This is a genomic window from Streptomyces sp. JW3 (assembly GCF_052216785.1).
In the GTDB taxonomy this organism is placed as follows: Bacteria; Actinomycetota; Actinomycetes; order Streptomycetales; family Streptomycetaceae; genus Streptomyces.
The window spans coordinates 1-26,600 of the sequence record NZ_JBQOUX010000110.1; the positions used below are offsets into that span (position 1 = coordinate 1).

General features: G+C 71.2%; 21 protein-coding genes and 3 pseudogenes. 9 read left to right on the top strand and 15 right to left on the bottom strand.

Going from position 1 to position 26,600, the window contains the following annotated elements; genetic code table 11:
• Positions 1-457: 457 nt before the first annotated feature.
• Complete coding sequence (locus tag ACTT8P_RS31435) at positions 458-679, top strand: hypothetical protein (RefSeq protein WP_442835178.1); 222 nt, start codon at positions 458-460, stop codon at positions 677-679.
• A 185-nt stretch (positions 680-864) separates the two neighbouring features.
• Here ACTT8P_RS31435 and ACTT8P_RS31440 read toward each other — a convergent pair whose 3' ends face one another.
• The 3 genes and pseudogenes from ACTT8P_RS31440 to ACTT8P_RS31450 all read right to left on the bottom strand — a co-directional run.
• Entirely contained in the window at positions 865-2,187 is a 1,323-nt protein-coding gene (locus tag ACTT8P_RS31440) for an SWIM zinc finger family protein (protein WP_442835179.1), read from the bottom strand.
• A gap of 59 nt (positions 2,188-2,246) precedes the next feature.
• Positions 2,247-4,533 (bottom strand): annotated as a pseudogene (locus ACTT8P_RS31445) (SNF2-related protein); the annotation flags it as partial.
• Positions 4,530-5,247 (bottom strand): annotated as a pseudogene (locus ACTT8P_RS31450) (ATP-dependent helicase); the annotation flags it as partial. The pseudogenes ACTT8P_RS31450 and ACTT8P_RS31445, both read right to left, overlap by 4 nt.
• 243 nt (positions 5,248-5,490) lie before the next feature.
• Here ACTT8P_RS31450 and ACTT8P_RS31455 point away from each other — a divergent pair.
• A complete protein-coding gene (locus ACTT8P_RS31455; RefSeq protein ID WP_442835180.1) occupies positions 5,491-5,673 on the top strand; it encodes a hypothetical protein in 183 nt (60 codons plus the stop codon).
• 73 nt (positions 5,674-5,746) lie between these two features.
• Here ACTT8P_RS31455 and ACTT8P_RS31460 read toward each other — a convergent pair whose 3' ends face one another.
• The 3 genes from ACTT8P_RS31460 to ACTT8P_RS31470 form a co-directional block, all read right to left on the bottom strand.
• On the bottom strand, positions 5,747-6,724 hold the full coding sequence (locus ACTT8P_RS31460) for a hypothetical protein (protein ID WP_442835181.1): 978 nt from the start codon (positions 6,722-6,724) through the stop codon (positions 5,747-5,749).
• 138 nt (positions 6,725-6,862) lie between these two features.
• Entirely contained in the window at positions 6,863-7,159 is a 297-nt protein-coding gene (locus ACTT8P_RS31465) for a hypothetical protein (RefSeq protein WP_442835182.1), read from the bottom strand.
• 161 nt (positions 7,160-7,320) lie between these two features.
• Positions 7,321-7,920 carry a class I SAM-dependent methyltransferase gene (locus ACTT8P_RS31470; protein ID WP_442835183.1) on the bottom strand — a complete coding sequence of 200 codons (600 nt, stop codon included), beginning with the start codon at positions 7,918-7,920 and terminating at the stop codon, positions 7,321-7,323.
• Positions 7,921-8,190: 270 nt separating this feature from the next.
• Here ACTT8P_RS31470 and ACTT8P_RS31475 point away from each other — a divergent pair, with 270 nt between their 5' ends.
• A complete protein-coding gene (locus ACTT8P_RS31475; RefSeq protein WP_442835184.1) occupies positions 8,191-8,796 on the top strand; it encodes a GTP-binding protein in 606 nt (201 codons plus the stop codon).
• Positions 8,797-8,827: 31 nt separating this feature from the next.
• Here the strand turns inward: ACTT8P_RS31475 and ACTT8P_RS31480 are convergent, their stop codons facing one another.
• A complete protein-coding gene (locus ACTT8P_RS31480; RefSeq protein ID WP_442835185.1) occupies positions 8,828-9,256 on the bottom strand; it encodes a PPOX class F420-dependent oxidoreductase in 429 nt (142 codons plus the stop codon).
• 105 nt (positions 9,257-9,361) lie between these two features.
• Here ACTT8P_RS31480 and ACTT8P_RS31485 point away from each other — a divergent pair, with 105 nt between their 5' ends.
• Positions 9,362-9,775: a roadblock/LC7 domain-containing protein gene (locus ACTT8P_RS31485; RefSeq protein WP_442835186.1), complete on the top strand. Its 414-nt coding sequence runs from the start codon at positions 9,362-9,364 to the stop codon at positions 9,773-9,775.
• A 141-nt stretch (positions 9,776-9,916) separates the two neighbouring features.
• Complete coding sequence (locus ACTT8P_RS31490) at positions 9,917-10,903, top strand: DUF6397 family protein (protein WP_442835187.1); 987 nt, start codon at positions 9,917-9,919, stop codon at positions 10,901-10,903.
• A 19-nt stretch (positions 10,904-10,922) separates the two neighbouring features.
• Here ACTT8P_RS31490 and ACTT8P_RS31495 read toward each other — a convergent pair whose 3' ends face one another.
• Both ACTT8P_RS31495 and ACTT8P_RS31500 read right to left on the bottom strand, forming a co-directional pair.
• Entirely contained in the window at positions 10,923-11,789 is an 867-nt protein-coding gene (locus ACTT8P_RS31495) for an acyl-CoA thioesterase (protein WP_442835188.1), read from the bottom strand.
• 19 nt (positions 11,790-11,808) lie between these two features.
• The gene (locus tag ACTT8P_RS31500; RefSeq protein ID WP_442835189.1) at positions 11,809-14,322 is read right to left on the bottom strand and encodes a DUF3516 domain-containing protein; all 2,514 of its coding nucleotides are present in this window, start codon (positions 14,320-14,322) and stop codon (positions 11,809-11,811) included.
• 145 nt (positions 14,323-14,467) lie between these two features.
• Between ACTT8P_RS31500 and ACTT8P_RS31505 the strand changes: the two genes are divergently transcribed.
• Entirely contained in the window at positions 14,468-15,262 is a 795-nt protein-coding gene (locus ACTT8P_RS31505) for a metal-dependent hydrolase (protein WP_442835190.1), read from the top strand.
• Positions 15,263-15,948: 686 nt separating this feature from the next.
• Here ACTT8P_RS31505 and ACTT8P_RS31510 read toward each other — a convergent pair.
• The 5 genes from ACTT8P_RS31510 to ACTT8P_RS31530 all read right to left on the bottom strand — a co-directional run bounded on the left by ACTT8P_RS31510 (position 15,949) and on the right by ACTT8P_RS31530 (position 21,416).
• Positions 15,949-16,218, bottom strand: a complete 270-nt coding sequence (locus ACTT8P_RS31510) for a type B 50S ribosomal protein L31 (protein WP_442835191.1) — start codon at positions 16,216-16,218, stop codon at positions 15,949-15,951.
• 60 nt (positions 16,219-16,278) lie between these two features.
• A complete protein-coding gene (locus tag ACTT8P_RS31515; RefSeq protein ID WP_442835192.1) occupies positions 16,279-16,749 on the bottom strand; it encodes a DUF5709 domain-containing protein in 471 nt (156 codons plus the stop codon).
• 270 nt (positions 16,750-17,019) lie between these two features.
• A complete protein-coding gene (locus ACTT8P_RS31520) occupies positions 17,020-18,801 on the bottom strand; it encodes an ABC transporter ATP-binding protein (protein ID WP_442835193.1) in 1,782 nt (593 codons plus the stop codon).
• Complete coding sequence (locus ACTT8P_RS31525) at positions 18,798-20,684, bottom strand: ABC transporter transmembrane domain-containing protein (RefSeq protein ID WP_442835194.1); 1,887 nt, start codon at positions 20,682-20,684, stop codon at positions 18,798-18,800. Before ACTT8P_RS31525 ends, ACTT8P_RS31520 begins: the two co-directional genes overlap by 4 nt.
• A gap of 267 nt (positions 20,685-20,951) precedes the next feature.
• A complete protein-coding gene (locus ACTT8P_RS31530; RefSeq protein WP_442835195.1) occupies positions 20,952-21,416 on the bottom strand; it encodes a MarR family winged helix-turn-helix transcriptional regulator in 465 nt (154 codons plus the stop codon).
• 262 nt (positions 21,417-21,678) lie between these two features.
• Here ACTT8P_RS31530 and ACTT8P_RS31535 point away from each other — a divergent pair, with 262 nt between their 5' ends.
• Both ACTT8P_RS31535 and mltG read left to right on the top strand, forming a co-directional pair.
• Positions 21,679-23,481 carry an ABC transporter ATP-binding protein gene (locus ACTT8P_RS31535; RefSeq protein WP_442835196.1) on the top strand — a complete coding sequence of 601 codons (1,803 nt, stop codon included), beginning with the start codon at positions 21,679-21,681 and terminating at the stop codon, positions 23,479-23,481.
• A 52-nt stretch (positions 23,482-23,533) separates the two neighbouring features.
• Positions 23,534-24,427, top strand: a complete 894-nt coding sequence (gene mltG, locus ACTT8P_RS31540; RefSeq protein ID WP_442835197.1) for an endolytic transglycosylase MltG — start codon at positions 23,534-23,536, stop codon at positions 24,425-24,427.
• A gap of 55 nt (positions 24,428-24,482) precedes the next feature.
• On the opposite strand, the pseudogene ACTT8P_RS31545 reads toward mltG, so the two are convergent.
• Positions 24,483-24,847, bottom strand: a pseudogene (locus tag ACTT8P_RS31545) (pyridine nucleotide-disulfide oxidoreductase); the annotation flags it as partial.
• 110 nt (positions 24,848-24,957) lie between these two features.
• On the opposite strand from ACTT8P_RS31545, the gene ACTT8P_RS31550 reads away from it, so the two are divergent.
• Positions 24,958-26,508 (top strand): recombinase family protein, encoded by a 1,551-nt coding sequence (locus ACTT8P_RS31550; RefSeq protein ID WP_442835198.1) that lies wholly within the window; start codon positions 24,958-24,960, stop codon positions 26,506-26,508.
• Positions 26,509-26,600: the final 92 nt, after the last annotated feature.

Here is a 26,600-nt window from a genome sequence, read left to right on the forward strand (position 1 = left end):
CCGCAGGCCGCCGCCGCCCGCGGCATGGCCTTCGAACACCTCGACCAACTCGCCATGGACCACCTCCTCGGCGCCCGGGGCTGAGCACACGCGCGTACCGGGACGACGCCCTGCGCATCGTCCCGGTGGTGCGGCGGGGGAGGAGCGGGGCGGGACGGCTGCTCATGCCGCTGTGCGGATGTCCCGATTCCCGTACCGGATGTCCCGATTTCCCGTAGGAGGGTCGCGTCGGGGCCGGGCGGAGGGGACTCTGAACGGTATGGCCATGCCGCCCGCACCACCGCCACGGCCGCCCGGCGTCCCGCCGCCACCGGGAGGCGGCTTCGGTCCGCCCAGCGAGGGTTTCGGACCGGGACAAGGGGGCGGAGGCGGACGTGACCTCAGAAGGCGGCGGAACGCGCTGATCCTGGCGCTCGCCCTGATCGTGGCGGCCGGTGCCGTGGTCGCGATCGTGCTCATGGCTTCGGGAAGCGACGACTCGCCCGACGACCTGCCGCCCGCTGAGAGCAGCGCGAGCGCCTCCCCCTCCCGATCCCCCGACATCCCGACCGGCTTCCCCAGCCAACTGCCCAGCGAGCTGCCGACCGAATTGCCGTCCTTGCCGACCGGCCTCCCCAGCCAACTGCCAAGCGATCTGGAGTCCTTGCTCCCGTCCCTGGTCGTGGAGGCGGCGCGCTGACTGGTGAGCGGGTAACGGGTAACGGGGCAGCGGCGAGCAGGTGCTGGGTGGTGGACGTGGCGAGGATGGACGCGGGGTGGTGGATCACTCGGCTGTGGACCGGCCGGACGAACCCTCGCGGGACCCGGGCGGAGCATCACCGGATCGGTCGGGTAGATGCCTGATCGGTCGCCGGGACCCGGGCGTCAGGGCTCGTTCCCGGCCGCCGGCGTCGCCGAGGCCAGCGCCGTCGCCGGGTCCCGCGTCGGTTCCCCCGCAGGTACCCAACGGCCGTCCTCCTCGCGGTACGGCCACCACCGGCCGTCGGTGCCCAGGCGGAGCTGGAGCGGTGCTCCGGTGACCGTCCACCGATTGGAGCGCGCCCGCAGCAACGGCTGTTCACCCTCGTCCCAGGCGGTTTCCAGTGCGGCACGCGCGCGTGCCAGCGTTTCGCCCTCCACCGCCCACTCCTCCTCCAGTACGGCGAGCGCGTCGGCTCCGCCGAGCCGCCACGCGCGTACGGCCACGGCGAAGTCCTCCGGGGCATGCCCCGATCCTGCGGCGAGGCGGGTCACCACCGCGCGTTCTACGGCGAGTCGGACTGCCATCTGGGCAGCCATCTCGGGTGCGGGTGCGGGTGCGGGTGCGTGCGATGGCGCCGGTCCGTCCGCCGCCAGGCGCACCGCGTCCCGCGCGGTGGACGATGCGCGCTCCAGGGGCCGCTGTCCGTGGTCGGCGGACAGGGCCGCGACGAGCAGACGGTGTGCCTCCGCCGCCGTCCTCGACGCGAGGAAGCTCAGAGCCGCCGGTTCGACGCCGACGCCGGGGCCGGGGGCGGTGTCCGTGTCGAGGGACGGTGGCACGCCCGGCTGCTCTGGAACGCCGGGAAGACCGGGCAGCGGCGGCAGCACGTCGGCCGTCGCGTAGGCGTCGGCGGCGTCCACCCCCTCAGCCGGAGAGGTGCCCTCCGCAGGCGGGCTTCCAGGCCCCTGGAGTGCGTCCCGTACGGCCCGCTCACCGCGTCCGCGTACCAGCAACAGCACGAACGGATCCTGATCCAACAACCGTGCCACCTGGTAGCACAGTGCCGCACTGTGCCCGCAGTGGTCCCAGGCGCCGCAGTCGCACTCCGGCTCCAGATCGCCGGTGCCGGGCAGCAGCTCGACGCCGGCGGCCGCCGCGTCCTCCACCAGATGCGGAGGCATCTCATGGTCCAGCAGAGCGGCGACATGACCGGCCCGCTCGACCGCCATACCGACGAACCGGTCCCAGTCCTCACCGGACAGCTCCGGCAGCAAAACGTCGGCCCGGTGCCCCGTGCCGTCCCGGTCCCGGACGACCGCCGTGATCCGCCCGGGCCGCACGGACACCGCGCCGACCGCCCCCGCGCGGGCGAGCCGACGGCCGGTCCGCACCTGCTCACCGTCGAGCGCCGACTCCTCCAGCGCCCGTACCCAGGCCCGCCCCCACCAGCTCTGCGCGAAGCCCCGCCCGTGCGCGGGCGGCAGCGCGGCGAACGTGCGCTCCATGTCACCGTCACCACTGCCACTGCCACTGCCACTGCCACTGCCACTGTCGTACTGAGTCATCACGCCCCACCTCGCAGTTCCACCAGATCGGCCAGCTCCGCGTCGGTCAGCTCCGTCAGCGCCCCCTCGCCGGAACCGAGTACGGCGTCGGCCAGCTCCCGCTTACGGTTCAGCAAGGACGCGATACGGTCCTCGACGGTCCCCTCTGCCACCAGTCGGTGCACCTGTACCGGGCGCGTTTGACCGATGCGATGGGCGCGGTCGGTCGCCTGTGCCTCGACGGCCGGGTTCCACCAGCGGTCGTAGTGCACGACGTGCTCCGCGCGGGTGAGATTCAGGCCGGTGCCCGCCGCTTTGAGCGACAGCAGGAACACCGGCGCCTCGCCGTCCTGGAAACGCCGTACCGACTCCTCGCGCGCGGCGACGGGTGTCCCACCGTGCAGGAACAGAGAGCCCACACCCCGCGCCGCCAGGTGCCGTTCGAGCAGGCGTGCCATCTGTACGTACTGAGTGAAGACCAGCACGCTCGCCCCCTCGGCGAGAATGGTGTCCAGCAACTCGTCGAGCAGCTCCAGTTTTCCCGAGCGCCCCGCGATGCGCGGACTGTCCTCCTTGAGGAACTGCGCCGGATGGTTGCAGATCTGCTTGAGCCTGGTCAGCAGCTTCACGATCATTCCGCGTCGCTCCATGCCGTCGGCATCGGCGATCTCGGCGAGCGTCTCCCGCACCACCGCCTCGTACAGGCCCGTCTGTTCGGTCGTCAGCGACACGGCGTGGTCCGTCTCGGTCTTCGGCGGCAGTTCGGGTGCGGATACCCGGGTCCGACTTGCGGCGCCGCAGCAGGAAGGGCCCTACGAGCCGGGACAGCCGCTGGGCCGCGGCCGGGTCCCGGCCGGTCTCGACGGCCTGTGCGTAACGGGTGCGGAAGGTGCCGAGCCGGCCCAGCAGCCCCGGGGTCGTCCAGTCCAGGATCGCCCACAGCTCCGACAGGTTGTTCTCCACCGGGGTGCCGGTGAGCGCCACGCGCGCGCGTGCCCCGATGCTGCGCAGTTGCCGCGCGGTCGCCGAATAAGGGTTCTTCACGTGCTGCGCCTCGTCCGCCACCACCAGGCTCCACGGCACCTCGGCGAGCCGGTCCGCGTCCAGGCGCATCGTGCCGTAGGTGGTGAGCACGAACTCACCGACGTCCAGGTGCTCCAGTTCGCGTCGGGTGCCATGGAAGCGGCGTACCGGCGTGCCCGGTGCGAACCGCTCGATCTCCCGCTGCCAGTTGGCCATCAGCGACGTCGGACAGACCACCAGGGTCGGGCCGGCCACCGACGGGTCGGTCTGCCGGTGCAGGTGCAGGGCGATCAGCGTGATGGTCTTGCCGAGCCCCATGTCGTCGGCCAGACAGCAGCCAAGACCCAGCGACGTCATCCGCGCCAGCCAGTCGAGGCCCCGCCGCTGGTAGTCCCGCAACGTCGCGGCCAGGGCGGCCGGCTGGGCCACGGGCTCCTGCCCCTCCGGGTCGGCGAGCCGCTCCCGCAGCCGGGCCAGCCACCCCGTGGGCTGCACCGGGATTCGCTCTCCGCCGACCTCGGCGGAGCCGGTGAGGGCCGCGGCGAGCGCGGCGACCGGAGTGACCTTGAGATCCTGCCGGTCGCGGGCCCGCCGTGCCTCCTGGGGATCGATCAGCACCCACTGATCACGCAGCCGCACCAATGGCCGACCGGCCTCGGCCAGCCGGTCCAGGTCCTCGCGTGTGAGCCGCTGGTCCCCCAGGGCGAACGTCCAGTTGAAGGCCAGCAGCGCGTCGGCGGACAAGAATGACGGCCCGCCGCCGGTGGTGAAGGCACCCGTCCCGTCCCCGCCGTCCGTGGGACCGACCTCCGCGCGGCAGATCAGGTCACGGGACGTCTCCCGGGGCCAGTGCACGTCGACTCCGGCGCCGGCCAGTGCCCGGGCTCCGCTGCCGAGGAGCTCGGTGACCTCGTCGTCGGCGAGCTCCACGGCATCCGGTACGGCCGCCGACAGCAGTGGCGTGAGCGCCGGCCAGACGCGGGCCGCCCGGCGCAGCGCGAGCAACGCGTCCGTCCGCGCGCGCGGGCCGAAGGCGTCGCTCGCGGCACCGGTCCAGACGTCGGCGGCGTCCGCGACCAACGCCGGGTCACCGACGCTGCGCACCTGCGGCACTGCCCGGAACCGCACCTTGGGAGCCGCTCCCGCTCCGGCGTCGTCCACGGCCGGTCCGGACAGGTCCGGGGCTCCGGGCGGCTTCGGGCTTCCTGTCGGTCCGGGCAGGTCCGGGGCTCCAGGCGGCTTCGGGCCTTCTATCGGTCCGGAGGGGCCCGCGCTCGTCGGCAGTCCCAAGATCTCGATCCGCAGCGACAACCGCACCCCCGCGTCGTGCACCGCGGCGACATCGTCCGCCCACGCGCGCAGCTCGGGCCGGAGCCGCGGCCGCCTGGTGGTGTAGGCGTCCCCGCCCGTGACGAGCGGGGCGGCGGGTGAGCGGGGCAGCGAGTCGGCGACGGCGTCCAGAAACGCCCGAACCAAGGATTCCGGATCGGGCAGCCGCGCGGGGCCGGTTTCCCCCAGCGGCACCGCGTGCGCCTCGGGCGGCATCGCGGCGGCCAGACGGCGGACGAGTTCCGTCTCCTCGCCGCGCAGTGGCCCCACCCGCCAGGCGTCGTGGCCGGCCGGAGACACCCCGGGCAGCAGCAGGCCGCGCGCCACGAGGTACAGGGCGTGCACGGCCACCGCACCCCAGAACTCCGTCGCCCGATGACCGTCCCAACGGGCACGCGCGCGTGTGAGCACCGGGAGGGCCTCGTGGACGGGCAGCACAACGGCCGGTACGCGCACCCTCTCGACGCCGTCGTCGTGGTCGCCGCCTGGAATGACGACCGTCAGTTCCGTAGGGGTCCCCGCGCCGGTGTCCGGAGGCTGGGTGCCGTCCGGCCGCCAGAAAGCGACACCGCCGGTACGGGCGGGTTCGCCCGGCAGGAAAACGGCGCAGCAGCGGGCCAGTTGCGGGAAGTCCGGCGGACCGGCCGGGGGAGCCGACTGATCGGCGATGATGACTCCTCAATTTTGACTAGTGCGTGACGGGCCGCCGACAGTACAGGAACGCGCCGTCGACCGGGTGCGTTTGACTGTGACGTGGGTCACCATGCAAGGAGGGGGACAGACGGACAGGCAGACTCAGGGAAGAGTCAGGGTCCTGTCTCAGGGACGACTCAGGGTCGCGATCGGAACCGCGGCGGGCCCGCGCCCGTTTTCAGAACAGAGAGCGGCACTGGCCGCGGAGGAGGCGACATCATGTCGAAGAACGCCAAGATCGCCGCAGGGGGCGTGGCGGTCGGGCTCATCCTGTGGATCTGGCTGCCCTGGTGGGCCGCCCTCCTGATAGTCCTGGGAGTCCCCGCCGCCGCGTACCTCGCGCTGGACCCGTCCCAGCGGCGCCGACTGCGCCGGGCCAGCCGTAAGGAACTGGGGCGCTGACGCGCTGACGCCAAGGGTTGGGACGCGCCGAGTCGCCGGGAGGACCGGCCCGCCTGGACGACTCGGCCGCGGCTCAGATGGGACGTACGGCCATCTCGTCGAGGGCCTTCAGCAGGCCCGGAAGTTCCGGCCCCCGGCCCACCGGCAGAACCTCGCCGGGCTCGTCGTCGAGCAGGACGAAGGCGATGTCGTCGGTCCGTGCCACGAGCGACCAGCCCGGCCCGTCGGCCCGCAGCGTCCGGGCGTCGCCCGCCGCGAACGACGACCGCACCCGCCCGAGCGGCGGCGGCGTGTCGATGTACGCACGGGCTTCCGCGAGCACCCGCCGGACGCCGCTCGGCCCCGGCGCTGCTTCCCTGCCCGGGGAGGCTTCCTCGGCAGGCTCCCTGACGCGGACCAGGTCCTCATGCCCGTTCCCTCCCCGGTCCCCGTCCTTGGCCCCGTCTTTGTCCCCGTCCTTCTCCCTGCCCCTGTCCGTGTCCTCCAGCTTTGCCGCAACCTCTTCCAGTGCCCCGGCCGCTCCGGCTGCCGCGTCCGCCACGGGTGCGAATTCGGAATCGTCCACCTGCTCCCGCCACTGGGCCCACTGCAGAGCGATCTCATCGGCTCCCAGGCGTCGCTGGGCAGGTCCCCAGACGGTCGTGTCGGGAGGTGACAGCGGGGGCCGGTCGCCGGCCTCGGGGACGGGGTCGTGCGGCGAGGGGATGCCCGGAGCCGCCACGGCGACCGCGAGAGGCCAGCCGGGCAGCGCCGTGACGACGGTCCGCTCGTCCGGCGACAGCTCGTGCTCCATGCCGCAGTCCCAGGAAGCTATGGCCACCGCGACCAACGAGACATCGTCGATCACGACCGTCCACCGGGCCCCGGTACCGTCCTGACCGAGCACCAGGCCGTAACCGTCCGCCAGCGGAGGGAGACCGAGTGCCGAGCACGCCTCCGGGTAGTCGTCGCCCAGCACGCTCGGGAACTTCGCCGGTGTCAGCAGCACCGCCGTGAGTACATAGAGCGCGTCGTCCTCGGCGGCGACGGTGTCCTCGTCCGTCCCGGCCATTCCAGCCTCCCCATCGGTTCGACCAACGGCGGGCACCCTAGTGCGACCGGAAGGCGGTTGTCACGACTACCCGACGCATCCGAGCTGCGGGTTTCCGGCTGGACGGGGCCAAAGCGACCATCGGGCACGGGCGTTCCGTCAGGACGCCGGCAGCCCGAGAAGTGCACGAGCCACTGTCCGCGGCGACTCCTCGCGCTCCCGCGCCAGAGCGACGACGGCCCGGCAGGCCAGCTCGTTCAACCCGAACGACAGTGCCTCCGGCGACACCCGGCCCGCCGCTTCGTCCATCCGCTCCTGGTCGTCCTCCACGTAGGCCGACACATAGGCGGCGGCCGCCTCGAAGAGGTTGTGTCCGCGGCTGTCGCCTCCGGTCCGCTCCGCCACGCTCACCGAACTGAGCAGTCGGTCCCAAACCTTGCGTACCCTGCCGAACAAGTTGACCACCATCCCCCTGCGCGGTCGTCACGGCCGGCCGCGCGTATGTCTTCCTGCTCAACGTAGAGATGCCACTTCCCTGGCAGAAGGGGGCGGACGTGGGCACTCTGGACGCCGGCTGTTCGCCGGTGCGGGGCGGGAGCGACGGCCTCGGGCCGCGGTCAGCCCTGGCGGACGGCCAGAGCGAGGAAACGGGCGTCCTCGTCGGCGTACGACGTCATGCGCCAGCCCGAAGCGGCCAGCAGGCGTCGGAGGTTGGGCTCCGCGCGCAGGTCGTCCGGGGTGAGCCGGCGGCCCTGCCGGGCGGCCAGCGCCGCCCGGCCGATCGGATGGAACAGGGCGAGTACGCCGTCCGGCCGCACCACGCGCGCCAGCTCGCGGAGATTCTCACCCGGGTCGGGCAGGTGGGCGATGAGACCCGCGGCGAACACGGCGTCGAGCGATCGCGACCTCAGCGGCAGTCTGGCGACGTCGGTCAGCAACAGCCGCCCCTCCCGGTCCCGGCCGGCCCGCCGGGCGGCTCGCAGCATGGCCGGGGTGAGATCGGCCCCGATGACCACCCCCGAGGCGCCCACGGCCGCGCGCAGCGGCGGCAGGGCACGACCGGTACCGCACCCCGCGTCGAGCACCCGGTCTCCCGGGCGCAGACCCAGTTCGGCGACCCCCGCCGCATAGGCCGGCCCGTCGTCGGGGAAGCGGCTGTCCCAGTCCGCGGCACGGGCGGCGAAGAACTCCTGGACGTGTGCGTGGTCATGACTCATGATCCGCATGATTCCGTATGGCCGGGGATGACGCCCGCTGACCTCCCAGCGCACATGTTCGAGCGCGGCCTGGTCGTTCCAGCGTACTTTCCGGACACATCCCGGCACTTCTCGGAAGAGACCCCGCGCGCGCCCGTGCCCCCACTAGCGTTCCGGGGCCATGGGGCACCTGGCCCGTGCCGCTCGGAAGCATCCGGGCGGGCGGCGCCGGTGCCCACACCCTGCCACTCCGCGCCGGGGCGTCACCGGCACTCCCGAGAGAAGTGATCCATGGCCTCCGAGCACGGGGACGCCGCAGACGGCGAGACGGCCGCGCTGACGCTGAAGATACTGGTCGCCGGAGGGTTCGGCGTGGGCAAGACGACGCTGGTCGGGGCCGTCAGCGAGATCAGACCACTGCGCACGGAGGAACCGCTCAGCGAGGCGGGCCGTCCAGTGGACGACACCGAGCGCGTCGAGGGGAAGACGACCACGACCGTCGCCATGGACTTCGGCCGCATCACCATCCGGTCCGACCTCTTCCTCTATCTGTTCGGCACGCCGGGGCAGGACCGCTACTGGTTCCTGTGGGACGACCTGGCACGAGGAGCCATTGGCGCGGTGGTCCTCGCGGACACCCGGCGCCTCGCGGACTGCTTCTCGGCGATCGACTTCTTCGAGCACCGGCGGATCCCCTTCGTGGTGGCCGTCAACTGCTTCACGGATGCCGACCGGCACGGCCCCCAGGACATCGCGCACGCCCTCGACCTCGACCGGGGCACGCCTGTCGTCCTGTGCGACGCGCGCGAGCGCGCCTCCGGGAAGGAGGTGCTGATCCGGCTCGTCGAGTACGCCGGGCGGATGCACACCGCCCGACTGCTCGACTCGGTGAGCTGACCGTGACCGGAACCTCGGCCCGGGACCGGACTCAGTCCGCCACGGCCCTCTGCGCCAGCACCTTGTCCACGGTCACCCGCACCAGCAGCTCACCCGGAACACCGTTGCGGGCACCGAACTCCTCGGCACGGTCCTCGCCCATGTACCGGGCGCCGATACGGGCCGCCCAGTGCCGGAGTTCGTCCGGCTCCTCCGAAATCAGGGCGCGCCCCTGGAGCACGACATAGTCGAACGGCGGCCGGTCGTCGTCCACGCACAGGGCGACCCGGCCGTCCCGGAGCAGATTGCGTCCCTTGACGGTCTCCTTGCCGGTGTTGAACACGATCTCGTCCCCGTCGAGCAGGAACCAGACCGGCGCCACATGCGGAGCGCCGTCCGCGCGGACGGTGCAGAGTTTCAGGGTGCGAGTGCCGTCCGAGACGAAGGCCCGCCATTCCTCGTCGGTCATCTTCTGTGCCATGGCCCCATCCTGCTTGCCCGCAGCCCCACCGTGGGGAAGGCTGGCGGGGCAGATCCTCCGGCCAGGGGGAGACACCGCACGGGGAGCACAGGGGGCGACGGGATCATGGCGCAGAACCAGGGACTCGGCTGGATGCTGGACGATCTGACCGAGCGCGTCGAACACGTGCGGCACGCGATGCTGCTGTCCAACGACGGCCTGGTGACCGGAGCCAGTACCGGCCTGCGGCGCGAGGACGCGGAGCACCTCGCCGCTGTCTCGTCCGGACTGCACAGCCTGGCCAAGGGATCGGGCCGTCACTTCGGCGCCGGGCGGGTCCGGCAGACGATGGTCGAGTTCGACGACGCGGTCCTGTTCGTCACCGCGGCCGGCTCCGGCAGCTGCCTGTGCGTACTGAGCGGCGCGGAGGCCGACATCGGCCAGATCGCCTACGAGATGACCTTACTGGTGAACCGGGTCGGCGAGCACCTCCACATCGACGCCCGGCACCCCGAACCGACCTCTGCCATGGAGCCCTGACCTGCTGGTTCCGCCTCCCCCTGAAGCCGTCCGCGGAGTTTTCCACAGCCTCGAACGGGAAGCCGGGCGAACGGCTACGGTTTTTTTCGGACGGGCCGCGCACCGGGCGCGGTCCGTGCACACTCCACGGGGGAGACGAGCATGTCCGGAAACATCCTCACGCCTCGGGCGACGCCCACCGCCGACCACCTCGCCGCCCCGCGGAGCAGCAGGCTCGCACCGGGCCGCGCGGCACGCGAACTCGGGCTGAAACGCAGCGAATTCGACATCGCGGTCGGTCTCGGTCTGATCAGCACCGTGCCCGACGAAGGAGGAGGCGGACCGTGCGTCACCTGGGCCGAGATCGAACGGGTCCGTGAGCGCGAGGGCTTTCCCGAGTCACTGCGGCAGAGCGTGCGGACCGTGGCGACGACGGAGGGCGCCGCCCTCATGAAAGTCCCCAAGTCCCGGTTCTCCCGCCTGGCCCGACTGGGACTGCTGGTGCCCGTGAAGGTCTACGTCAACCGCTACCGTGCCGTGGTCTGGCTGTACCTCGCCGACGAACTGCGGCAGTTCGCGGCCGACGAGAGCAACGCCGGCCTGCTGACGGGCCCTGCTCCCGAGCGGTTGCGGACCCGACTGAAGGACGGCCAGGACCTGCGCCCGCGCAACTGGCGGGGCCGGCATCTGGGTTTCCTGCTCCGGGGGACCGACGATCCGTGGGCCCGGGCCGCGGCCGTGGCGTCCCTGCTCGAGCCGCTCGAGATCGCGGCCGTCGTGCGTGATCCGGACGAGCGCTCCCAGCTCCACCGGTTCCGCCCGGCCCCGGTGATCCACGGCTCGCCCGACTCACCCACCGCCCAGCTCGCCGAGGAGATCATGACGGCGGCCGACCCGGACGAGATCCACTGGCTCCGTTCGGAACTGGCCCGGCTGGTCGGCATCGCCCGGGAACACCGCCCGGCAGTCCACCGGGCCCAGCGGGACGCCGGTCCCGGTCACGCACCGAGCCCGGCTGCCGTCAGTGCCACCTGCTCGCCACCCGCGAGGAACCGTCCGGCGCACGCACCGGAGCGCTCCCGCGGCCTGCTGGGCCGCCTGCGGCGCAGAAGCTCTCAGCACACCCTGCCCACCCGGCCCATCCATTGATTCCGGCTGCCGGAGCGCTCTACAGGGCCCGGAACAGGCCTTCTTGGACGACGGATACCAACAGACGGCCCTCGGCGTCGTAGATCCGGCCACGGGCCAGCCCGCGGCCGCCCGTGGCGATCGGTGACTCCTGGTCGTACAGGAACCACTCATCCGCGCGGAACGGACGGTGGAACCACATGGCATGGTCCAGGGAAGCCATGTCGAAGCCCCGCGGACCCCACAACGGCTCCACCGGGATGCGTACGGCGTCCAGCAGGGTCATGTCGCTGGCGTAGGTCAGCGCGCAGGTGTGCACGAGCGGATCGTCGCCCAGCGGCCCGACCGCGCGCATCCACACGGCACTGCGCGGCTCGGCGTCCTCGATGTCCTCGGCCGTCCAGCGGAGCCGGTCGACGTAGCGGATGTCGAAGGGCTGCCGTCGCGCCATCCGTTCCAACTGCTCCGGCAGCGCGCCCAGATGCTCCCGGACCTCGTCGGCGACCGTCGGCAGGGACTCCGGGGCCGGCACCTTGCGGGCCGGCGGCAGCTGGTGTTCAAAACTCCCCTGCTCAGGCTTGTGAAAGGAGGCGGTGAGATTGAAGATCGTGCGCCCCTGCTGCACGGCCGTGACCCGGCGGGTCGTGAACGACCGCCCGTCCCGGACCCGTTCCACCTGGTACACGATCGGCACGCCCGGCCGGCCCGGCCGCAGGAAGTACGCGTGCAGCGAGTGCACCGGGCGATCGCCCTCGGTGGTGCGGCCCGCGGCAACCAGGGCCTGGCCGGCCACCTGGCCGCCGAAGACCCGCTGGAGGGACTCCTGCGGACTGCGGCCGCGGAAGATGTTGACCTCGATCTGCTCCAGGTCGAGCAGGGCGACAAGGCCTTCGGCCGGGTTCGTCATGGGTGGCGTTCTCCTGTGTTCACAGCTGGCCGACATCGGTGACGCGGACGATCGCCCGGCCCTCGGCGTCGGAGGCGACGAGGTCGACCTCGGCGCTGATGCCCCAGTCGTGGTCGCCGTTCGGGTCGTCGAAGATCTGTCGTACGCGCCACAGCCGGTCCTGCGGCTCCTCCTGGATCACCAGCAGCTTCGGGCCACGGGCGTCCGGTCCGGTGCCGAGGTCGTCGTACTCGTCCCAGTACTTGTCCATGGCCTCGCCCCAGGCATCGGCGTCCCACCCGGCGTCGCCGTCCATCTCGCCCAGCTCCTCGACCTGGTCGAGGGCGGCCAGCTCCACCCGCCGGAACAGCGCGTTGCGGACGAGGACGCGGAAGGCGCGCGCGTTTGTGGTGACCGGCCGGACCTGGTCGGCCTTCTCCTGGGCCTCCTCGGCGGTCATCTCCGCCGGGTTGGCGAGCTGCTCCCACTCGTCCAGCAGGCTGGAGTCGACCTGGCGCACCATCTCGCCGAGCCACTCGATCAGGTCCTGCAGGTCGTCCGACTTCAGGTCGTCGGGGACGGTGTGGTCCAGGGCCTTGTAGGCACCGGCGAGGTAGCGCAGCACGATGCCCTCGGTCCGCGCCAGTTCGTAGTGGGAGGTCAGCTCGGTGAAGGACATCGCCCGCTCGTACATGTCCCGGATCACCGACTTCGGCGACAGCGGATGGTCACCGACCCAGGGGTGGCTCCTGCGGTAGGTGTCGTACGCGTGGAAGAGCAGCTCCTCCAAGGGCTTCGGGTACGTGATCTCCTGGAGACGCTCCATGCGCTCCTCGTACTCGACACCGTCCGCCTTCATCGCGGCCACGGCCTCGCCGCGCGCCTTGTTCTGCTGGGCGGCGAGGATCTGCCGCGGGTCGTCCAGCGTGGACTCCACCACCGACACCATGTCCAGCGCGTAGGACGGCGACTCGGGGTCGAGCAGTTCGAACGCGGCCAGGGCGAACGTGGACAGCGGCTGGTTCAGTGCGAAGTCCTGCTGGAGATCGACCGTGAGGCGGACGATGCGGCCGTCGGCGTCCGGGGTGTCCAGCTTCTCGACGATGCCACCGTCCAGCAGCGAGCGGTAGATGGCGATGGCCCGCCGGATGTGCCGCAGCTGCTGCTTGCGCGGCTCGTGGTTGTCCTCCAGCAGATGGCGCATCGCCTCGAAGGCGTTGCCGGGGCGCGCGATCACCGACAGCAGCATCGTGTGCGTCACCCGGAAACGGGACGTCAGCGGCTCCGGCTCGGAGCCGATGAGCTTGTCGAAGGTCTGCTCGCTCCAGCCGACGAAGCCCTCCGGAGCCTTCTTGCGGACCACCTTGCGGCGCTTCTTCGGGTCGTCGCCCGCCTTGGCCAGGGCCTTCTCGTTCTCGACGACGTGCTCGGGAGCCTGTGCGACCACGAACCCCGCCGTGTCGAAGCCCGCGCGCCCGGCCCGCCCCGCGATCTGGTGGAACTCCCGGGCCCGCAGCGTCCGCACCCGGCTGCCGTCGTACTTGGTCAGAGCGGTGAACAGCACGGTCCGGATCGGCACGTTGACGCCGACGCCGAGCGTGTCCGTACCGCAGATCACTTTCAGCAGCCCGGCCTGGGCGAGTTTCTCGACCAGGCGGCGGTACTTCGGCAGCATGCCGGCGTGGTGCACACCGATGCCGTGCCGCACGTAACGGGAGAGGTTGCGGCCGAACTTGGTGGTGAAGCGGAAAGCGCCGATCAGATCGGCGATCTTCTCCTTCTCCTCGCGGGTGCACATGTTGATGCTCATCAGCGCCTGCGCCCGCTCCACGGCCTGCGCCTGGGTGAAGTGCACGATGTAGACGGGGGCCTGCTTGGCCGTCAGCAGGTCGGTGAGGGTCTCGGTGAGCGGGGTGTAGCGGTACTCGTAGGACAGGGGCACCGGGCGGGTCGCCGACCGGACGACCGACGTCGGGCGGCCGGTGCGCCGGGTCAGGTCCTTCTCAAAGAAGGAGACGTCGCCGAGCGTGGCGGACATCAGGACGAACTGGGCCTGCGGCAGTTCCAGCAGCGGGATCTGCCAGGCCCAGCCGCGGTCCCCTTCCGCGTAGAAGTGGAACTCGTCCATGACGACCTGGCCGATGTCCGCGTCCTTGCCGTCGCGCAGCGCGATCGACGCCAGCACCTCGGCGGTGCAGCAGATCACGGGGGCGTCGGCGTTCACGGAGGCGTCGCCGGTGAGCATGCCGACGTTCTCGGTGCCGAAGAGCTTGCACAGCTCGAAGAACTTCTCCGAGACCAGCGCCTTGATCGGCGCGGTGTAGAAAGTGACCTCGTCCCGGGCGAGGGCGGCGAAGTGCGCGCCCGCCGCGATCATGCTCTTGCCGGAGCCGGTGGGCGTCGAGACGATCACGTTCGCCCCGGAGACCACCTCGATCAGCGCCTCCTCCTGGTGGGAGTAGAGCGTGAGACCGCGCTCCTGGGCCCACGACTCGAAGGCTTCGTAGAGGGCGTCGGGGTCGGCGGTCGGCGGCAGGCGATCGATGAGGGTCACGCCACCATCTTGCCTGGCCCCGCCCCCGATGCGGGAATCGGCTGCGGGACCGAAGATCATGACCGCTACGCTGGGTGGCCGACGGCATGTCGGTGGACCTGGTCAACTGGACAGCGGCACACGAGGAATAGGGCGGGCAACGGCGATGATGGGACCAGCGCACTCACTGTCGGGCGCCGCGGCCTGGCTCGGGGTAGGGGCGGCGACCGCGGCGGCCGGGCATCCGATGCCCTGGCCGGTCCTGCTGACCGGAGCCCTGATCTGCGCCGGCGCGGCGCTCGCTCCGGACCTCGACCACAAGGCGGCGACCATCTCGCGGGCCTTCGGCCCGGTGTCCCGGGGCCTGTGCGAGATCGTCGACAAACTCTCGTACGCCGTCTACAAGGCCACCAGGAAGCAGGGCGACCCGCGCCGGTCCGGCGGTCATCGCACTCTCACCCACACCTGGCTGTGGGCGGTCCTGATCGGAGCCGGATCCTCGGTCGTGGCGATCACCGGGGACCGCTGGGGTGTGCTGGCGATCCTCTTCGTCCACATGGTGCTGGCCATCGAGGGCCTGCTGTGGCGGGCCGCCCGGGGCTCCAGCAGCGATGTCCTGGTCTGGCTGCTGGCCGCGACCAGCGCCTGGATCATCGCGGGCGTCCTGGACGAGCCGGGCAACGGGTCGGACTGGCTGTTCACCGCGCCGGGCCAGGAGTACCTGTGGCTGGGGCTGCCCATCGTGCTGGGCGCGCTGGTGCACGACATCGGGGACGCGCTGACCGTGTCCGGCTGCCCGGTACTCTGGCCCATACCCGTGGGCCGCAAGCGGTGGTACCCGATCGGCCCGCCCAAGGCACTGCGGTTCCGCGCGGGCAGCTGGGTGGAGCTCAAGGTCCTGATGCCGGCCTTCATGCTGCTCGGCGGGGTGGGCTGCGCGGCCGCGCTCAACGTCATCTGACCTACCGCACCGGCCCGCGGGAACATGCGGCGACCGCGGGCCGTGCCCAGCGGTCCTCGACGGGCGACCGCGGCCCGTTGGACCGGCGGCTGCGTGCCGGTCGTATTCGGCTTCGGCCAACGCCTTGCTCGGGGCTGACGGAGCTGACGGAGCGATGGGAGCGGGTCGGCCGTGCCCAGCGGTCCTCGACGGGCGACCGCGGCCCGTTGGACCGGCGGCTGCGTGCCGGTCGTATTCGGCTTCGGCCAACGCCTTGCTCGGGGCTGACGGAGCGATGGGAGCGGGTCGGCCGCGCCCAGCCTTCCTCGACGGGCGACCGCATCCTGCCGGACCGGCAGGTGCCTGCTGGTCGTGTTCGGCCTGGTCCGACGCCCTGTACCGGATCGCCGGACCGACAAGCGCGCGTCGGCCGTGCTCAGCCTCTCCCGACGGACAGCCGCGGACTGCCGGACTGGTGGGTGCGGGTCGGTCACGTTCGACAGCGGCCGACGTCCCGCCCCGCCCGGCTGGGCCGTGCGGCGTCTGTCAGCCGGACACCATGCTGTCGGGCGTTCGGTGCCGTCGTGCGGGTGAGGCTCCGGGCCGGCCCGCTGATCGCCGACCCGTCGGACAGGGATTCGCCGCCCAGGGACCGGTCGGATGCCGACCGGTCGACCGCCGGGTACGGCGCCGTCCGCGCCGGCCGCTCAGGCGGGCCCGTCGCCGGCGCCCGCCCCGCCGCCGTAGCGCCGCTCGAACCGGGCGACACGTCCCTCGGTGTCGACCGTCCGGGCCTGCCCCGTGTAGAACGGGTGGCTCTCCGAGGAGATCTCCACGTCCACCACCGGGTAGCTCTGCCCGTCATCCCACTCGATGGTCCGCTCGCTGGTCGCGGTGGACCGGGTGAGGAAGGCGTAACCGGCGGCGCGGTCCCGGAAGACGACGGGATGGTAGTCGGGGTGCTTGTCCTGCTGCATGAGCGCTCCTTGTGCGGCGGGGGCGGCGCGGAGAGGGGCGACGCCGGGGGAACAGCGGATTCAGCGCGGCAAGGTGTCCTCGTCGACGACGTGCACCGCGGCCTCCTCGGCGGATGCCGCCGCACCGTCGATGCCCACGTCCGTGGCGACCAGGGCGGCTTCCTCGTCCTCCCGCACCCCCTCGTCGGGAGCGACCAGCCGGCCGGAGCGGGCGGCGCCCACCTCGTCGTCCAGGAGTTCGCCGTCGGTGTCCTCGGAGTCCCCGAGACCGTCACCGTCCGGGGCCAGGGTGCCCGGGGTCTCCTCGGCGAGCCGCTGCTCCAGCGTCTCGCCGTGCCGGCGCTCGGCCGCGGTCACACCGTCGTGTTCCACGGCCCAGGGCCGCTCCGGCGGGGACCAGCCCGCGTCGAGGGGGTCGTCCACGCCGTCGTACTCCAGGGTGTCCTCCGCGTCGAGCAGCCCGGTGTCCTCCCGCTGCTCGGAACCGTCGGGCTGGTAGACGTCGTCCCCCCATCCGTCGGCGCTGTTCACGGATACCTCCAGAGGATGGGGCCCGGCCCCTTGTCACCGCGGGGTGCGGCGGGACGCCGCGGCACGGGAACCGGGCGTCGCCCGGCGGCGGAACCGGAACGCGTGGTCTCCGGGCGTGCCCCGTGCCGGTGCCTCCTCCCAGGCTTCCACCCCCGCTCGGGACCGCGCAACGGCACGGACCCGAGCCGGGGACCCGCCACGCTCCGCAGGTCCCCGGCCGCGCTCCGGAAGACGCCCGTCACTCACCCCGCCGGAGTTGGCCCATCCGGGTCAGTCGTGCCACGACCGCCACAGTGCCGCATACGCCCCGTCCGCCGCGACCAGGTCGTCGTGACTGCCCAGCTCGCTGATCCGGCCGTTCTCGACCACCGCGATGACATCCGCGTCGTGGGCGGTGTGCAGCCGGTGGGCGATAGCCACGACGGTGCGGCCGTCCAGCACCCGGGCCAGCGACCGTTCCAGATGCCGGGCGGCCCGGGGATCGAGCAGCGACGTCGCCTCGTCCAGGACCAGGGTGTGCGGGTCGGCCAGCACCAGGCGGGCCAGCGCGATCTGCTGTGCCTGCGCCGGAGTGAGCGCGAAGCCGCCCGAGCCGACCTCGGTGTCCAGCCCCTCGTCGAGCGCGCGGGCCCAGCCGTCCGCGTCGACCGCTCCGAGGGCGGCCCACAGCTCGGCGTCGGTGGCGCCGCCACGGGCCAGCCGAAGGTTGTCGCGCAGGGAGCCCACGAAGACGTGATGCTCCTGGTTGACGAGGGCCACGTGCGAGCGGACCCGTTCGGCGGACATGCGGGACAGCTCGGCGCCGCCCAGGGTGATCCGGCCCTCGCGGGGGGCGTAGATGCCGGCGAGCAGCCGGCCCAGGGTGGACTTGCCCGCGCCCGAAGGACCCACCAGCGCCAGCCGGGTGCCGGGGGCGACCTCCAGGGACACCTTGCGCAGGACGTCCACCCCCTCCAGGTAACCGAAGTGCACCCGGTCGGCGTGCACGTCGCGTCCGTCCGGGGCCGACGCGCTGTCGTCGCTCTCGGGCTCGATCTCCCGCACACCGACCAGGCGGGCCAGCGACACCTGGGCCACCTGGAGCTCGTCGTACCAGCGCAGGATCAGCCCGACGGGATCGACGAGCATCTGCGCGATCAGGGCCGCCGTCGTCAGCTGGCCGACCCCGATCCAGCCCTGGAGCACGAACACGCCGCCGATCATGAGCACCGAGGCGAGGACGGTCACATGGGTGACGTTGATGACGGGGAAGAGAACGGACCGGAGCCAGAGCGTGTAGCGCTCCCAGGCCGTCCACTCCTTGATCCGGCGGTCCGACAGGCCGACCCGGCGGTCACCGAGGCGGTGCGCCTCGACGGTCCGCCCGGCGTCCACGGTCTCGGCGAGCGCGGCGGCCACGGCGGCGTACCCGGCGGCCTCCGAACGGTACGCGGAGGGCGCCCGCCGGAAGTACCAGCGGCAGCCGACCACCAGCAGCGGCACGGCGAGCAGCACGGCGGGCGCCAGCGGCGGCGCCGTGACCACCAGACCGCCCAGCAGCAGCACCACCCACACCGCGCCGATCGCCAGCTGCGGCACGGCCTCGCGCATGGCGTTGCCGAGGCGGTCGATGTCGGTGGTGATCCGGGACAGCAGGTCGCCCGTGCCGGCCCGTTCGAGGACCCCCGGCGGCAGGCCGACCGAGCGCACGAGGAAGTCCTCCCGCAGGTCGGCCAGCATGCGCTCGCCGAGCACCGCGCCGCGCAGCCGGACCTGGCGCATGAAGGCGGCCTGGAGGACCAGCGCCACCACGAACAGCGTGGCGGTGATACCGAGGTGCAGCTCGCGGGCATCGTCGGACACCCGCTCCACGAGCCCGCCGAGCAGGTAGGGACCGGCCATGGAGGCGACCACGGCGACGGTGTTGACGGTGACGAGGAGCAGGAACGCGCGGCGGTGCCGGCGCAGCAGCTCCGTCACGTAGCCGCGCACGGTCGCGGCGTTGCCGACGGGCAGCGTGCTCGCCGTCGTCGGGGCCGCGGGGTCGTACGACGGTGGCGCCACGCCGATCATGCCGTCTCCTCGATCTCTTCCAGGCGGTGCAGTACGTCGTCGGCGTCCAGGCGGTCGCTCTCCAGGGCGTCGCCGCCGGGGGAGCGCCCCGGGCCGTCACCGGCGAACACTCCAAGGGCGGCGTGCTCCGCCCGGTGCGCGCCGGCCTCCTCGTCGGTCTCGCGGGTCACCACGGCCCGGTACCTGGGGTCGCCGTGCAGGAGGTCGCGGTGGGCGCCGACGGCCGCGGCCGCGCCCTCGTGCAGGAACACCACCCGCTCGGCGCGGTCCAGCAACAGTGGCGAGGAGGTGAACACAACGGTGGTGCGGCCCTGCCGCAGGCCCCGCACGCCGTCCGCGATGCGCGCCTCGGTGTGCGAGTCCACGGCGGAGGTGGGCTCGTCCAGGACGAGGACCTCCGGGTCGGTCACCAGGGACCGGGCCAGGGCGAGCCGCTGGCGCTGGCCGCCGGAGAGCGAACGGCCCCGTTCGGTGATACGGGCGTCCATCGGGTCCGCGGCGTCGACCGACCCCTGCACCAGAGCCGCCAGTACGTCCTCGCACTGGGCGGCGGCCAGCGCCTCGGCCGCGCCGACGGCACCGGAGGCGGGCACGTCGAGCAGGGCGCGCAGCGTCCCGGACAGCAGCACCGGGTCCTTGTCCTGGACCAGCACGGCCGTGCGCGCGGAGTCCAGTGGCAGTTCGTCCAGCGGCACCCCGCCCAGGGTGACCGGCACGCCCTGCTCCGAGGGATGGCCGCCGAGTCGTTCGGCCAGCCGGCCGGCGGCGTCCGGGTCACCGCACACCACGGCGGTCAGCAGACCCGCCGGGGCCAGCAGACCGGTGGCCGGGTCGTACAGATCGCCGGACGGCAGCGAGCCGGCCGCTCGGGACCCGCCCGTGTCGGTGGCCCGTCCCAGCGACAGCACCCGGGCGGCCCGTCTGGCCGACGGCCGGGAGAAGGAGTACGCCATGGCGATCTCCTCGAAGTGTCGCAGAGGGTAGGTGAGGATCATGACCGAGCTGTAGACGGTGACCAGTTCCCCGACGCCTATCCGGCCGTCCCGGGCCAGGTGCACGCCGTGCCAGACCACCGCGATCAGCAGCAGACCCGGCAGCAGCACCTGGATCGCGGAGATCAGGGACCACATGCGGGCGCTGCGCACGGCCGCGTGGCGCACCTCCTGGGAGGCCCGGCGGTAGCGGTCGAGGAAGAGCTGCTCACCGCCGATGCCACGCAGTACGCGCAGTCCGGCGACGGTGTCCGAGGCCAGTTCGGTGGCCCGGCCCGCCTTCTCCCGCTGGACGTCGGCGCGCCGCGTGGCATGCGGCAGCAACGGCAGCACGGCCAGCGCCAGCACCGGCAGACCGATGATGACGACGACGCCGAGGGAGGGCTCGTAGAGGAGGAGGCCGACGCAGACCAGCACGATGGTCAGCGCCGCCGCGGTGAAGCGGGACACCGCCTCGACGAACCAGCCGATCTTCTCGACGTCGCCGGTGGAGACGGCCACCACCTCGCCGGCCGCGACCCGCCGGGTCAGCGCCGAGCCCAGCAGGGCGGCCTTGCGGGCCAGCAGTTGCTGGACGCGGGCGGCGGCGGTGATCCAGTTGGTGATGGCGGCGCGGTGCAGGAAGGTGTCGCCGAGCGCGTTGCCGGCGCAGCACACGGCGAGCAGGGCGCCCGCCAGGGCCAGCCGGCCGCCGGACCGGTCGACGACGGCCTGGACGGCGAGACCGACGCAGAAGGGCAGTGCGGAGACGGAGGCGAAGTGCAGCAGTCCCCAGGCCAGCGATTTGAGCTGGCCGCCCAGCTGGTTCCGGAAGAGCCACCACAGGAATCGGGGGCCCGAACGCGCGTCGGGCACGCCCGGGTCGGAGAAGGGAAGGTCTTGGATCTGCATGAGGTCCCAGTGGCTCGTGTCAGGCGGGCCGCTCGGCGCGGCACGGAAGGGCAGCAAACCGTGACAGGTTCGCGTCGCTGCGTGGTCGAAATCAAGCGATTTTCCGCACCGGCGCAGGGATCCGGCGGTGGCCGCCCCGAACGCTCGCGGAAGTCCGGGCGGAATGCGGGCGGCGCGGCGCGCGACTCGCGAAGAAGCTGGTCATGGCGGTACGGCAGGACCGGAGGCCGGGCAATCGGATTCCACGGTCGGCCGCGGCCGGCGGTGTCAGTCGGTGTCGGCGCCGGGGCGCACCACGGCGGTTCCGTCGACCAGCGTGTCCAGCAGCTCACCGAGCACGGCACGCTGGGCGGCGGTCAGCGGGGCCAGGATCTCCTCCGCCGCCGAGCGGCGCACGCGGCGCAGTTCGCTCAGAGCCGCGCGCCCGTTGTCCGTCAGCTCGATGCGGATCACCCGACGATTGGCCTGATCCGGTACCCGGCGCACCATCCCGGCGGTCTCGAGTCCGTCGACGAGCGTCGTCACCGCCCGGGGGACGACCTCCAGACGCTCGGCGAGATCGGCCATCCGGGGCGGGGAGCCGTAGTGCGCGAGGGTGCGCAGCAGCCGGGACTGGGCGGGAGTGATGCCGAGGTCGCCGTGGCCCAGATGCCGCTTCTGGATGCGGTGCACCCGGCGGGTGAGCCGCAGCAACTGCTCGGCGAGGGCGCCGTCGGGATCGGGGGTGGTCATGCGGGAACAATATCAGGACGCTGTTCATTGTGAGTATAGGTAACAATGAGCTACGATCCGTGAGGCCCGCCGCGCACTGCCTGCCTGTCGTTCCCATCGGCCGCGCACCGGTCGCGGTACGCCGTCGGCCGTCGACGGCGCCCCCGGTGACCGCCCCCCCCGGTGACCGGCCCCCGGTGACCGGCATCCGCCGGTGACGGCCGCCGGACATCGACCGCCCCTCGGGCTGCCGCCAGCCCGCCCCACCACCCCGAAGGAGCCCATGAAACCCGACCGCGAACCCTCCTGGACCCCACCCGCCGGCTCGCAGGAACAGCCTCGGCAGGTGCGGCGCATCCTGAGACTCTTCCGTCCCTACCGGGGCCGCCTCGCGGTGGTCGGCGCACTCGTCGGCGCCGCGTCGCTGGTCTCGGTCGCCACACCCTTCCTGCTCAGGGAGATCCTCGATGTCGCCATCCCCGAGGGCCGCACCGGCCTGCTGAGCCTGCTGGCCCTGGGCATGATCCTCGGCGCCGTCCTCACCAGCGTCTTCGGCGTGCTCCAAACGCTGATCTCCACGACCGTCGGCCAGCGCGTCATGCACGACCTGCGCACCGCCGTCTACGGCCGGCTCCAGCGCATGTCGCTCGCCTTCTTCACCCGCACCCGCACCGGCGAGGTCCAGTCCCGCATCGCCAACGACATCGGCGGCATGCAGGCCACCGTGACCTCCACCGCCACCTCCCTGGTCTCCAACGTCACCAGCGTCGTCGCCACCATCGTCGCGATGATCGCCCTGGACTGGCGCCTGACCGTCGTCTCGCTGCTGCTCCTGCCGGTGTTCGTCTGGATCAGCCGCCGGGTCGGCAACGAGCGCAAGAAGATCACCACCCGGCGGCAGAAGCAGATGGCCGCGATGGCCGCCACGGTCACCGAGTCGCTCTCGGTCAGCGGCATCCTGCTGGGCCGCACCATGGGCCGCTCCGACTCGCTCACCCGCTCCTTCGCCGACGAGTCCGAACAGCTGGTCGACCTGGAGGTCCGGTCCAACATGGCGGGCCGCTGGCGCATGGCGGTCATCACGATCGTCATGGCCGCGCTGCCCGCCGTCATCTACTGGGCCGCGGGCATGGCCCTGAAGCTCGGCGGCCCGGACGTCTCCATCGGCACGATCGTCGCCTTCGTCACGCTTCAGCAGGGCCTGTTCCGCCCGGCGGTCAGCCTGCTGTCCACCGGCGTCCAGATCCAGACCTCGCTCGCACTGTTCCAGCGCATCTTCGAGTACCTCGACCTGCCCGTCGACATCACCGAGCGCGAGGATCCGGTCCACCTCGACCAGATCAAGGGAGAGGTCCGCTTCGAGGACGTCGAGTTCCGCTACGACGGCAAGGGCGGGCCGGTCCTGGACGGCATCGACATCACCGTGCCGGCGGGCGGCAGCCTCGCCGTGGTCGGCCCGACCGGCGCCGGCAAGTCCACCCTCGGCTACCTCGTGCCCCGCCTCTACGACGTCACCGGCGGCCGGGTCACCCTCGACGGGGTCGACGTCCGCGACCTCGACTTCGACACCCTCGCCCGCGCGGTCGGCGTCGTCTCGCAGGAGACGTACCTCTTCCACGCCTCGGTCGCCGACAACCTGCGGTTCGCCAAGCCGGACGCCACCGACGAGGAACTGGTCGAGGCGGCGAAGGCAGCGCAGATCCACGACCACATCGCGGCTCTGCCCGACGGTTACGACACGGTCGTCGGTGAGCGCGGGCACCGTTTCTCCGGTGGTGAGAAGCAGCGCCTGGCCATCGCCCGCACGATCCTGCGTGATCCGCCCGTGCTCATCCTGGACGAGGCGACCAGCGCCCTGGACACCCGTACCGAGGCCGCCGTCCAGCAGGCGGTGGACGCGCTGTCCGCCGACCGCACCACGATCACCATCGCGCACCGGCTGTCCACCGTCCGGGACGCCGACCAGATCGCCGTCCTCGACTCCGGACACCTGGCCGAGCGGGGCACGCACGAGGAACTGCTGGAGCGGGACGGGCGGTACGCGGCTCTCGTCCGCCGGGACGCACGACGGGTACCGACAAGATGAAAATATGCCCGGCATGCCCGGTTTGCGATGTTTCGGGGGTTACCGTGCCCGCATGCAGACGAACACTCCGCCACGGAGCACGAGGAGCACGATTCGACTGACGCGCCGGGGCCGCATCGCCCTGATCGCGGCCGGAGCCGTCGTCGCCGGCACCGCTGTGGCGGTGCCGCTGCTGACGACGGACGAAGAGGAAGACGCCCGCCCCAAGTCCCTGGTGATCCCCGAGGGCCGACGCGCCGCCCAGATCTACGAGGCCGTCGACAAGGCCCTCGACCTGCCGGCCGGGACCACGGGGAAGTCCCTGGACAAGGCCCGCCTGAAACTGCCCGTCGACGCGGAGGGCAACCCCGAGGGCTACCTCTTCCCGGCGACGTATCCGCTCGACGACAAGGCGACCCCCGAGAAACTGCTGACGGCGATGGTGGACGCGGCGAACCGCGAGTTCAACGGCGCTCCGGTCGCGGCGGGCGCCGAGCGCAACGCCATGAATGTCTACCAGGCGGTGACCATCGCGAGCATCGTGCAGGCCGAGGCCGCCACCGAGGCCGACATGGGCAAGGTCGCCCGGGTGGTCTTCAACCGCCTGGAACGCGGTATGCCGCTACAGATGGACTCCACCCTGAACTACGCGCTGAACCGCTCCACCCTGGACACCACCGAGGACGACACCAAGATCGACAGCCCTTACAACTCGTACCAGCGCATGGGGCTGCCACCGACGCCCATCGCCAATCCCGGCGGCGCCGCGATGCGGGCCGCGATCAATCCGACGCCGGGGGACTGGCTCTACTTCGTCACGGTCAAGCCCGGCGACACGCGTTTCACCGCCGATTACCGGGAGCACCAGCGCAACGTCGCCGAGTTCAACGAACACCGGCGCGAGGCCTCTTCCGGCAGCGCCTCTCCCCGGACCTCCGCACCCGGGACCACCCCCACGAAGACCTGAGGACGCGAGAGCAGGGGCGGCCCGAGGGTGGGACGCCCGGCGGGACATCACGCCATCACGCGGCCAGGCGTTCCTCCCTGGCCAGCAGCCGCCTGATGTCCCGCACGGCCGCGCGGCCGGCCCGGTTGGCGCCGACGGTGCTGGCCGACGGCCCGTAGCCGACGAGGTGGACGCGCGTGTCGGAGACCGCGCGCGTGTCCTCGACCCGGATACCGCCGCCCGGCTCCCGCAACCGCAGCGGTGCCAGATGGTCCACGGCGGCCCGGAACCCGGTCGCCCACAGGGTCACGTCGGCGGCGACCGCGCGCCCGTCCTGCCACGCCACCCCGTCGGGTGTGATCCGGTCGAACATGGGCTGCCGGTCCAGCACACCGGAGTCGAGACCGGCCGGATCGCGTCGTTCAGTGGCAGCCCGGTCACCAATGATTGACAACTATGCAACCCCCTGCGAGAGTTGCTCTTGCAGGGGGAGAGGGCAGCACAGTAGACGCCACCCCTGTATGCAGGGGAGGGGAATCAACGTGCGCCGTGTGTTGCTGGCCGAACGTATCTCAGATGCCAAGGGCGAACGCTCCGAGAGCATTGAAGCGCAAGATGAGAAGTTGCGCGCCAGGGCAGAGCGAGAGGGCGTGCACATCGTTGGCACTGCCGTTGACTTGTCAATCTCGGGTGACGTTGACATGTTCGATAGGCCGAGTCTCGGCCAGTGGCTCACCCCGGAGGGACTCCAGAAGTGGGACGAGATTTGGGTGTCCACTCAGGATCGGCTCTCCCGAGATGACAAGCACTTCCTTGCCTTTGTACTCAAGGTCATTGAGTGGCAGAAGAAGGTAACTGTCCTTGATGACCCTCAGTTCAATGAACAGATGCACACTCCTGAGGGACTGCTCATCCTGCACGCCAAGGCTCTTGGGCCAGCCAAAGAGCTAGCGCGTATCAAGGCGAGAGTTACCGAGAGCCACGAACGGCGCCGGTTTACGGCACGGTGGCATGGAGGCTTCCCCCCGTTCGGATACCGCCCTGTGAACCGTTTCGAGAACGGCAAGACTGCTGCCTACCTAGAACTAGATGAGGACATGGTGGCAGTACTCCATGAGATGCGCCGACAGATCATTGACGGGCAGTCATTCTTGGGCGTGGCCAAGTACCTCAATGCCAAGGGTGTGCTTACGGCACGAGACAGAGCGCGTCTCCGTAAGGGGAAGCCAGTCAAGAGCCGTAAGGGAGAGGGCATCCAAGAGAAATGGGCAGAGACTACGGTTAAGAATGTCCTCACGGAGGAGTCGACTCAGGGACTCAAGAGGTACCAGGGGGAAGTTCTCTACGGCGCGGACGGAGAGCCTGTCAGGCTTGCAGACCCTGTTTTCACAGACGGCGAATGGGAGTCACTCCAAGCCGCCATACAGCGACGGACACGTACCGCAACCAAGCGGGTCAACAAGACGAATCCCTTGTATGGGGTTATCTTCTGCGCCGAGTGTGATGCCAAGGCGGTACAGAAGACGTTTACCCGCAAGGCCATTACGTACCGGTATTACGTCTGTGGTTCTTTCCCTAAAGAAGACAGGTGTAAAGGGTCTGTCCGGGCCGAGGAAGTAGAGGAGTTCATGGAGATCGAATTCCTACAGCGGTACGGGCGTGATCCCGTGACTGAGAGGACATGGGTCCCCGGGACGGACAACACTAGAGAGCTAGAGGAAGTACGCAAGCGCATTGACCGGCTTAGGCGAGACTCCGTGGCTGGCCTCTGGGATGATGATCAGGAAGGCTTTCGCGGCCTCATGGCCTCCCTCATGTCCCGTAGGGACGCTCTTGCAGCCGAACCGGTTGTAGAGGGGCACTGGTCTGAGAAAGACACGGGGATCACCTATGGGGAACTATGGCCCACTCTCGACTTGGAGGGGCAGAGGAAACAACTGATCAAATCCGGTTACAGGATTATGATCAGTAAGGGGACGTTCAAGATCACCCCGGAACCTGAGACTTGGCAGGAGAAGAAAACCAGACTTGAGAGCCTTGGCTACGTCCTCCGAGACAACCGTTGGGTGCAGCCGGACACGGCTCACACCGGCGAGGAATAACCAGCACCGCAACCGTCCAGAGCGTCCAGGACGAGCTGGGTCTCCTTCGATGTCGCGGCGGACCAGCCGACGATCCGGCGGGAGAAGGTGTC

Coding starts and splice junctions, on each gene's coding strand:
- ACTT8P_RS31435 (WP_442835178.1), top strand. CDS start 458: ATGGCTTCGGGAAGCGACGACTCGCCCGACGACCTGCCGCCCGCTGAG.
- ACTT8P_RS31440 (WP_442835179.1), bottom strand. CDS start 2,187: ATGGAGCGCACGTTCGCCGCGCTGCCGCCCGCGCACGGGCGGGGCTTC.
- ACTT8P_RS31455 (WP_442835180.1), top strand. CDS start 5,491: ATGTCGAAGAACGCCAAGATCGCCGCAGGGGGCGTGGCGGTCGGGCTC.
- ACTT8P_RS31460 (WP_442835181.1), bottom strand. CDS start 6,724: ATGGCCGGGACGGACGAGGACACCGTCGCCGCCGAGGACGACGCGCTC.
- ACTT8P_RS31470 (WP_442835183.1), bottom strand. CDS start 7,920: ATGAGTCATGACCACGCACACGTCCAGGAGTTCTTCGCCGCCCGTGCC.
- ACTT8P_RS31475 (WP_442835184.1), top strand. CDS start 8,191: ATGGCCTCCGAGCACGGGGACGCCGCAGACGGCGAGACGGCCGCGCTG.
- ACTT8P_RS31480 (WP_442835185.1), bottom strand. CDS start 9,256: ATGGCACAGAAGATGACCGACGAGGAATGGCGGGCCTTCGTCTCGGAC.
- ACTT8P_RS31485 (WP_442835186.1), top strand. CDS start 9,362: ATGGCGCAGAACCAGGGACTCGGCTGGATGCTGGACGATCTGACCGAG.
- ACTT8P_RS31490 (WP_442835187.1), top strand. CDS start 9,917: ATGTCCGGAAACATCCTCACGCCTCGGGCGACGCCCACCGCCGACCAC.
- ACTT8P_RS31495 (WP_442835188.1), bottom strand. CDS start 11,789: ATGACGAACCCGGCCGAAGGCCTTGTCGCCCTGCTCGACCTGGAGCAG.
- ACTT8P_RS31505 (WP_442835190.1), top strand. CDS start 14,468: ATGATGGGACCAGCGCACTCACTGTCGGGCGCCGCGGCCTGGCTCGGG.
- ACTT8P_RS31510 (WP_442835191.1), bottom strand. CDS start 16,218: ATGCAGCAGGACAAGCACCCCGACTACCATCCCGTCGTCTTCCGGGAC.
- ACTT8P_RS31520 (WP_442835193.1), bottom strand. CDS start 18,801: ATGATCGGCGTGGCGCCACCGTCGTACGACCCCGCGGCCCCGACGACG.
- ACTT8P_RS31525 (WP_442835194.1), bottom strand. CDS start 20,684: ATGCAGATCCAAGACCTTCCCTTCTCCGACCCGGGCGTGCCCGACGCG.
- ACTT8P_RS31530 (WP_442835195.1), bottom strand. CDS start 21,416: ATGACCACCCCCGATCCCGACGGCGCCCTCGCCGAGCAGTTGCTGCGG.
- ACTT8P_RS31535 (WP_442835196.1), top strand. CDS start 21,679: ATGAAACCCGACCGCGAACCCTCCTGGACCCCACCCGCCGGCTCGCAG.
- mltG (WP_442835197.1), top strand. CDS start 23,534: ATGCAGACGAACACTCCGCCACGGAGCACGAGGAGCACGATTCGACTG.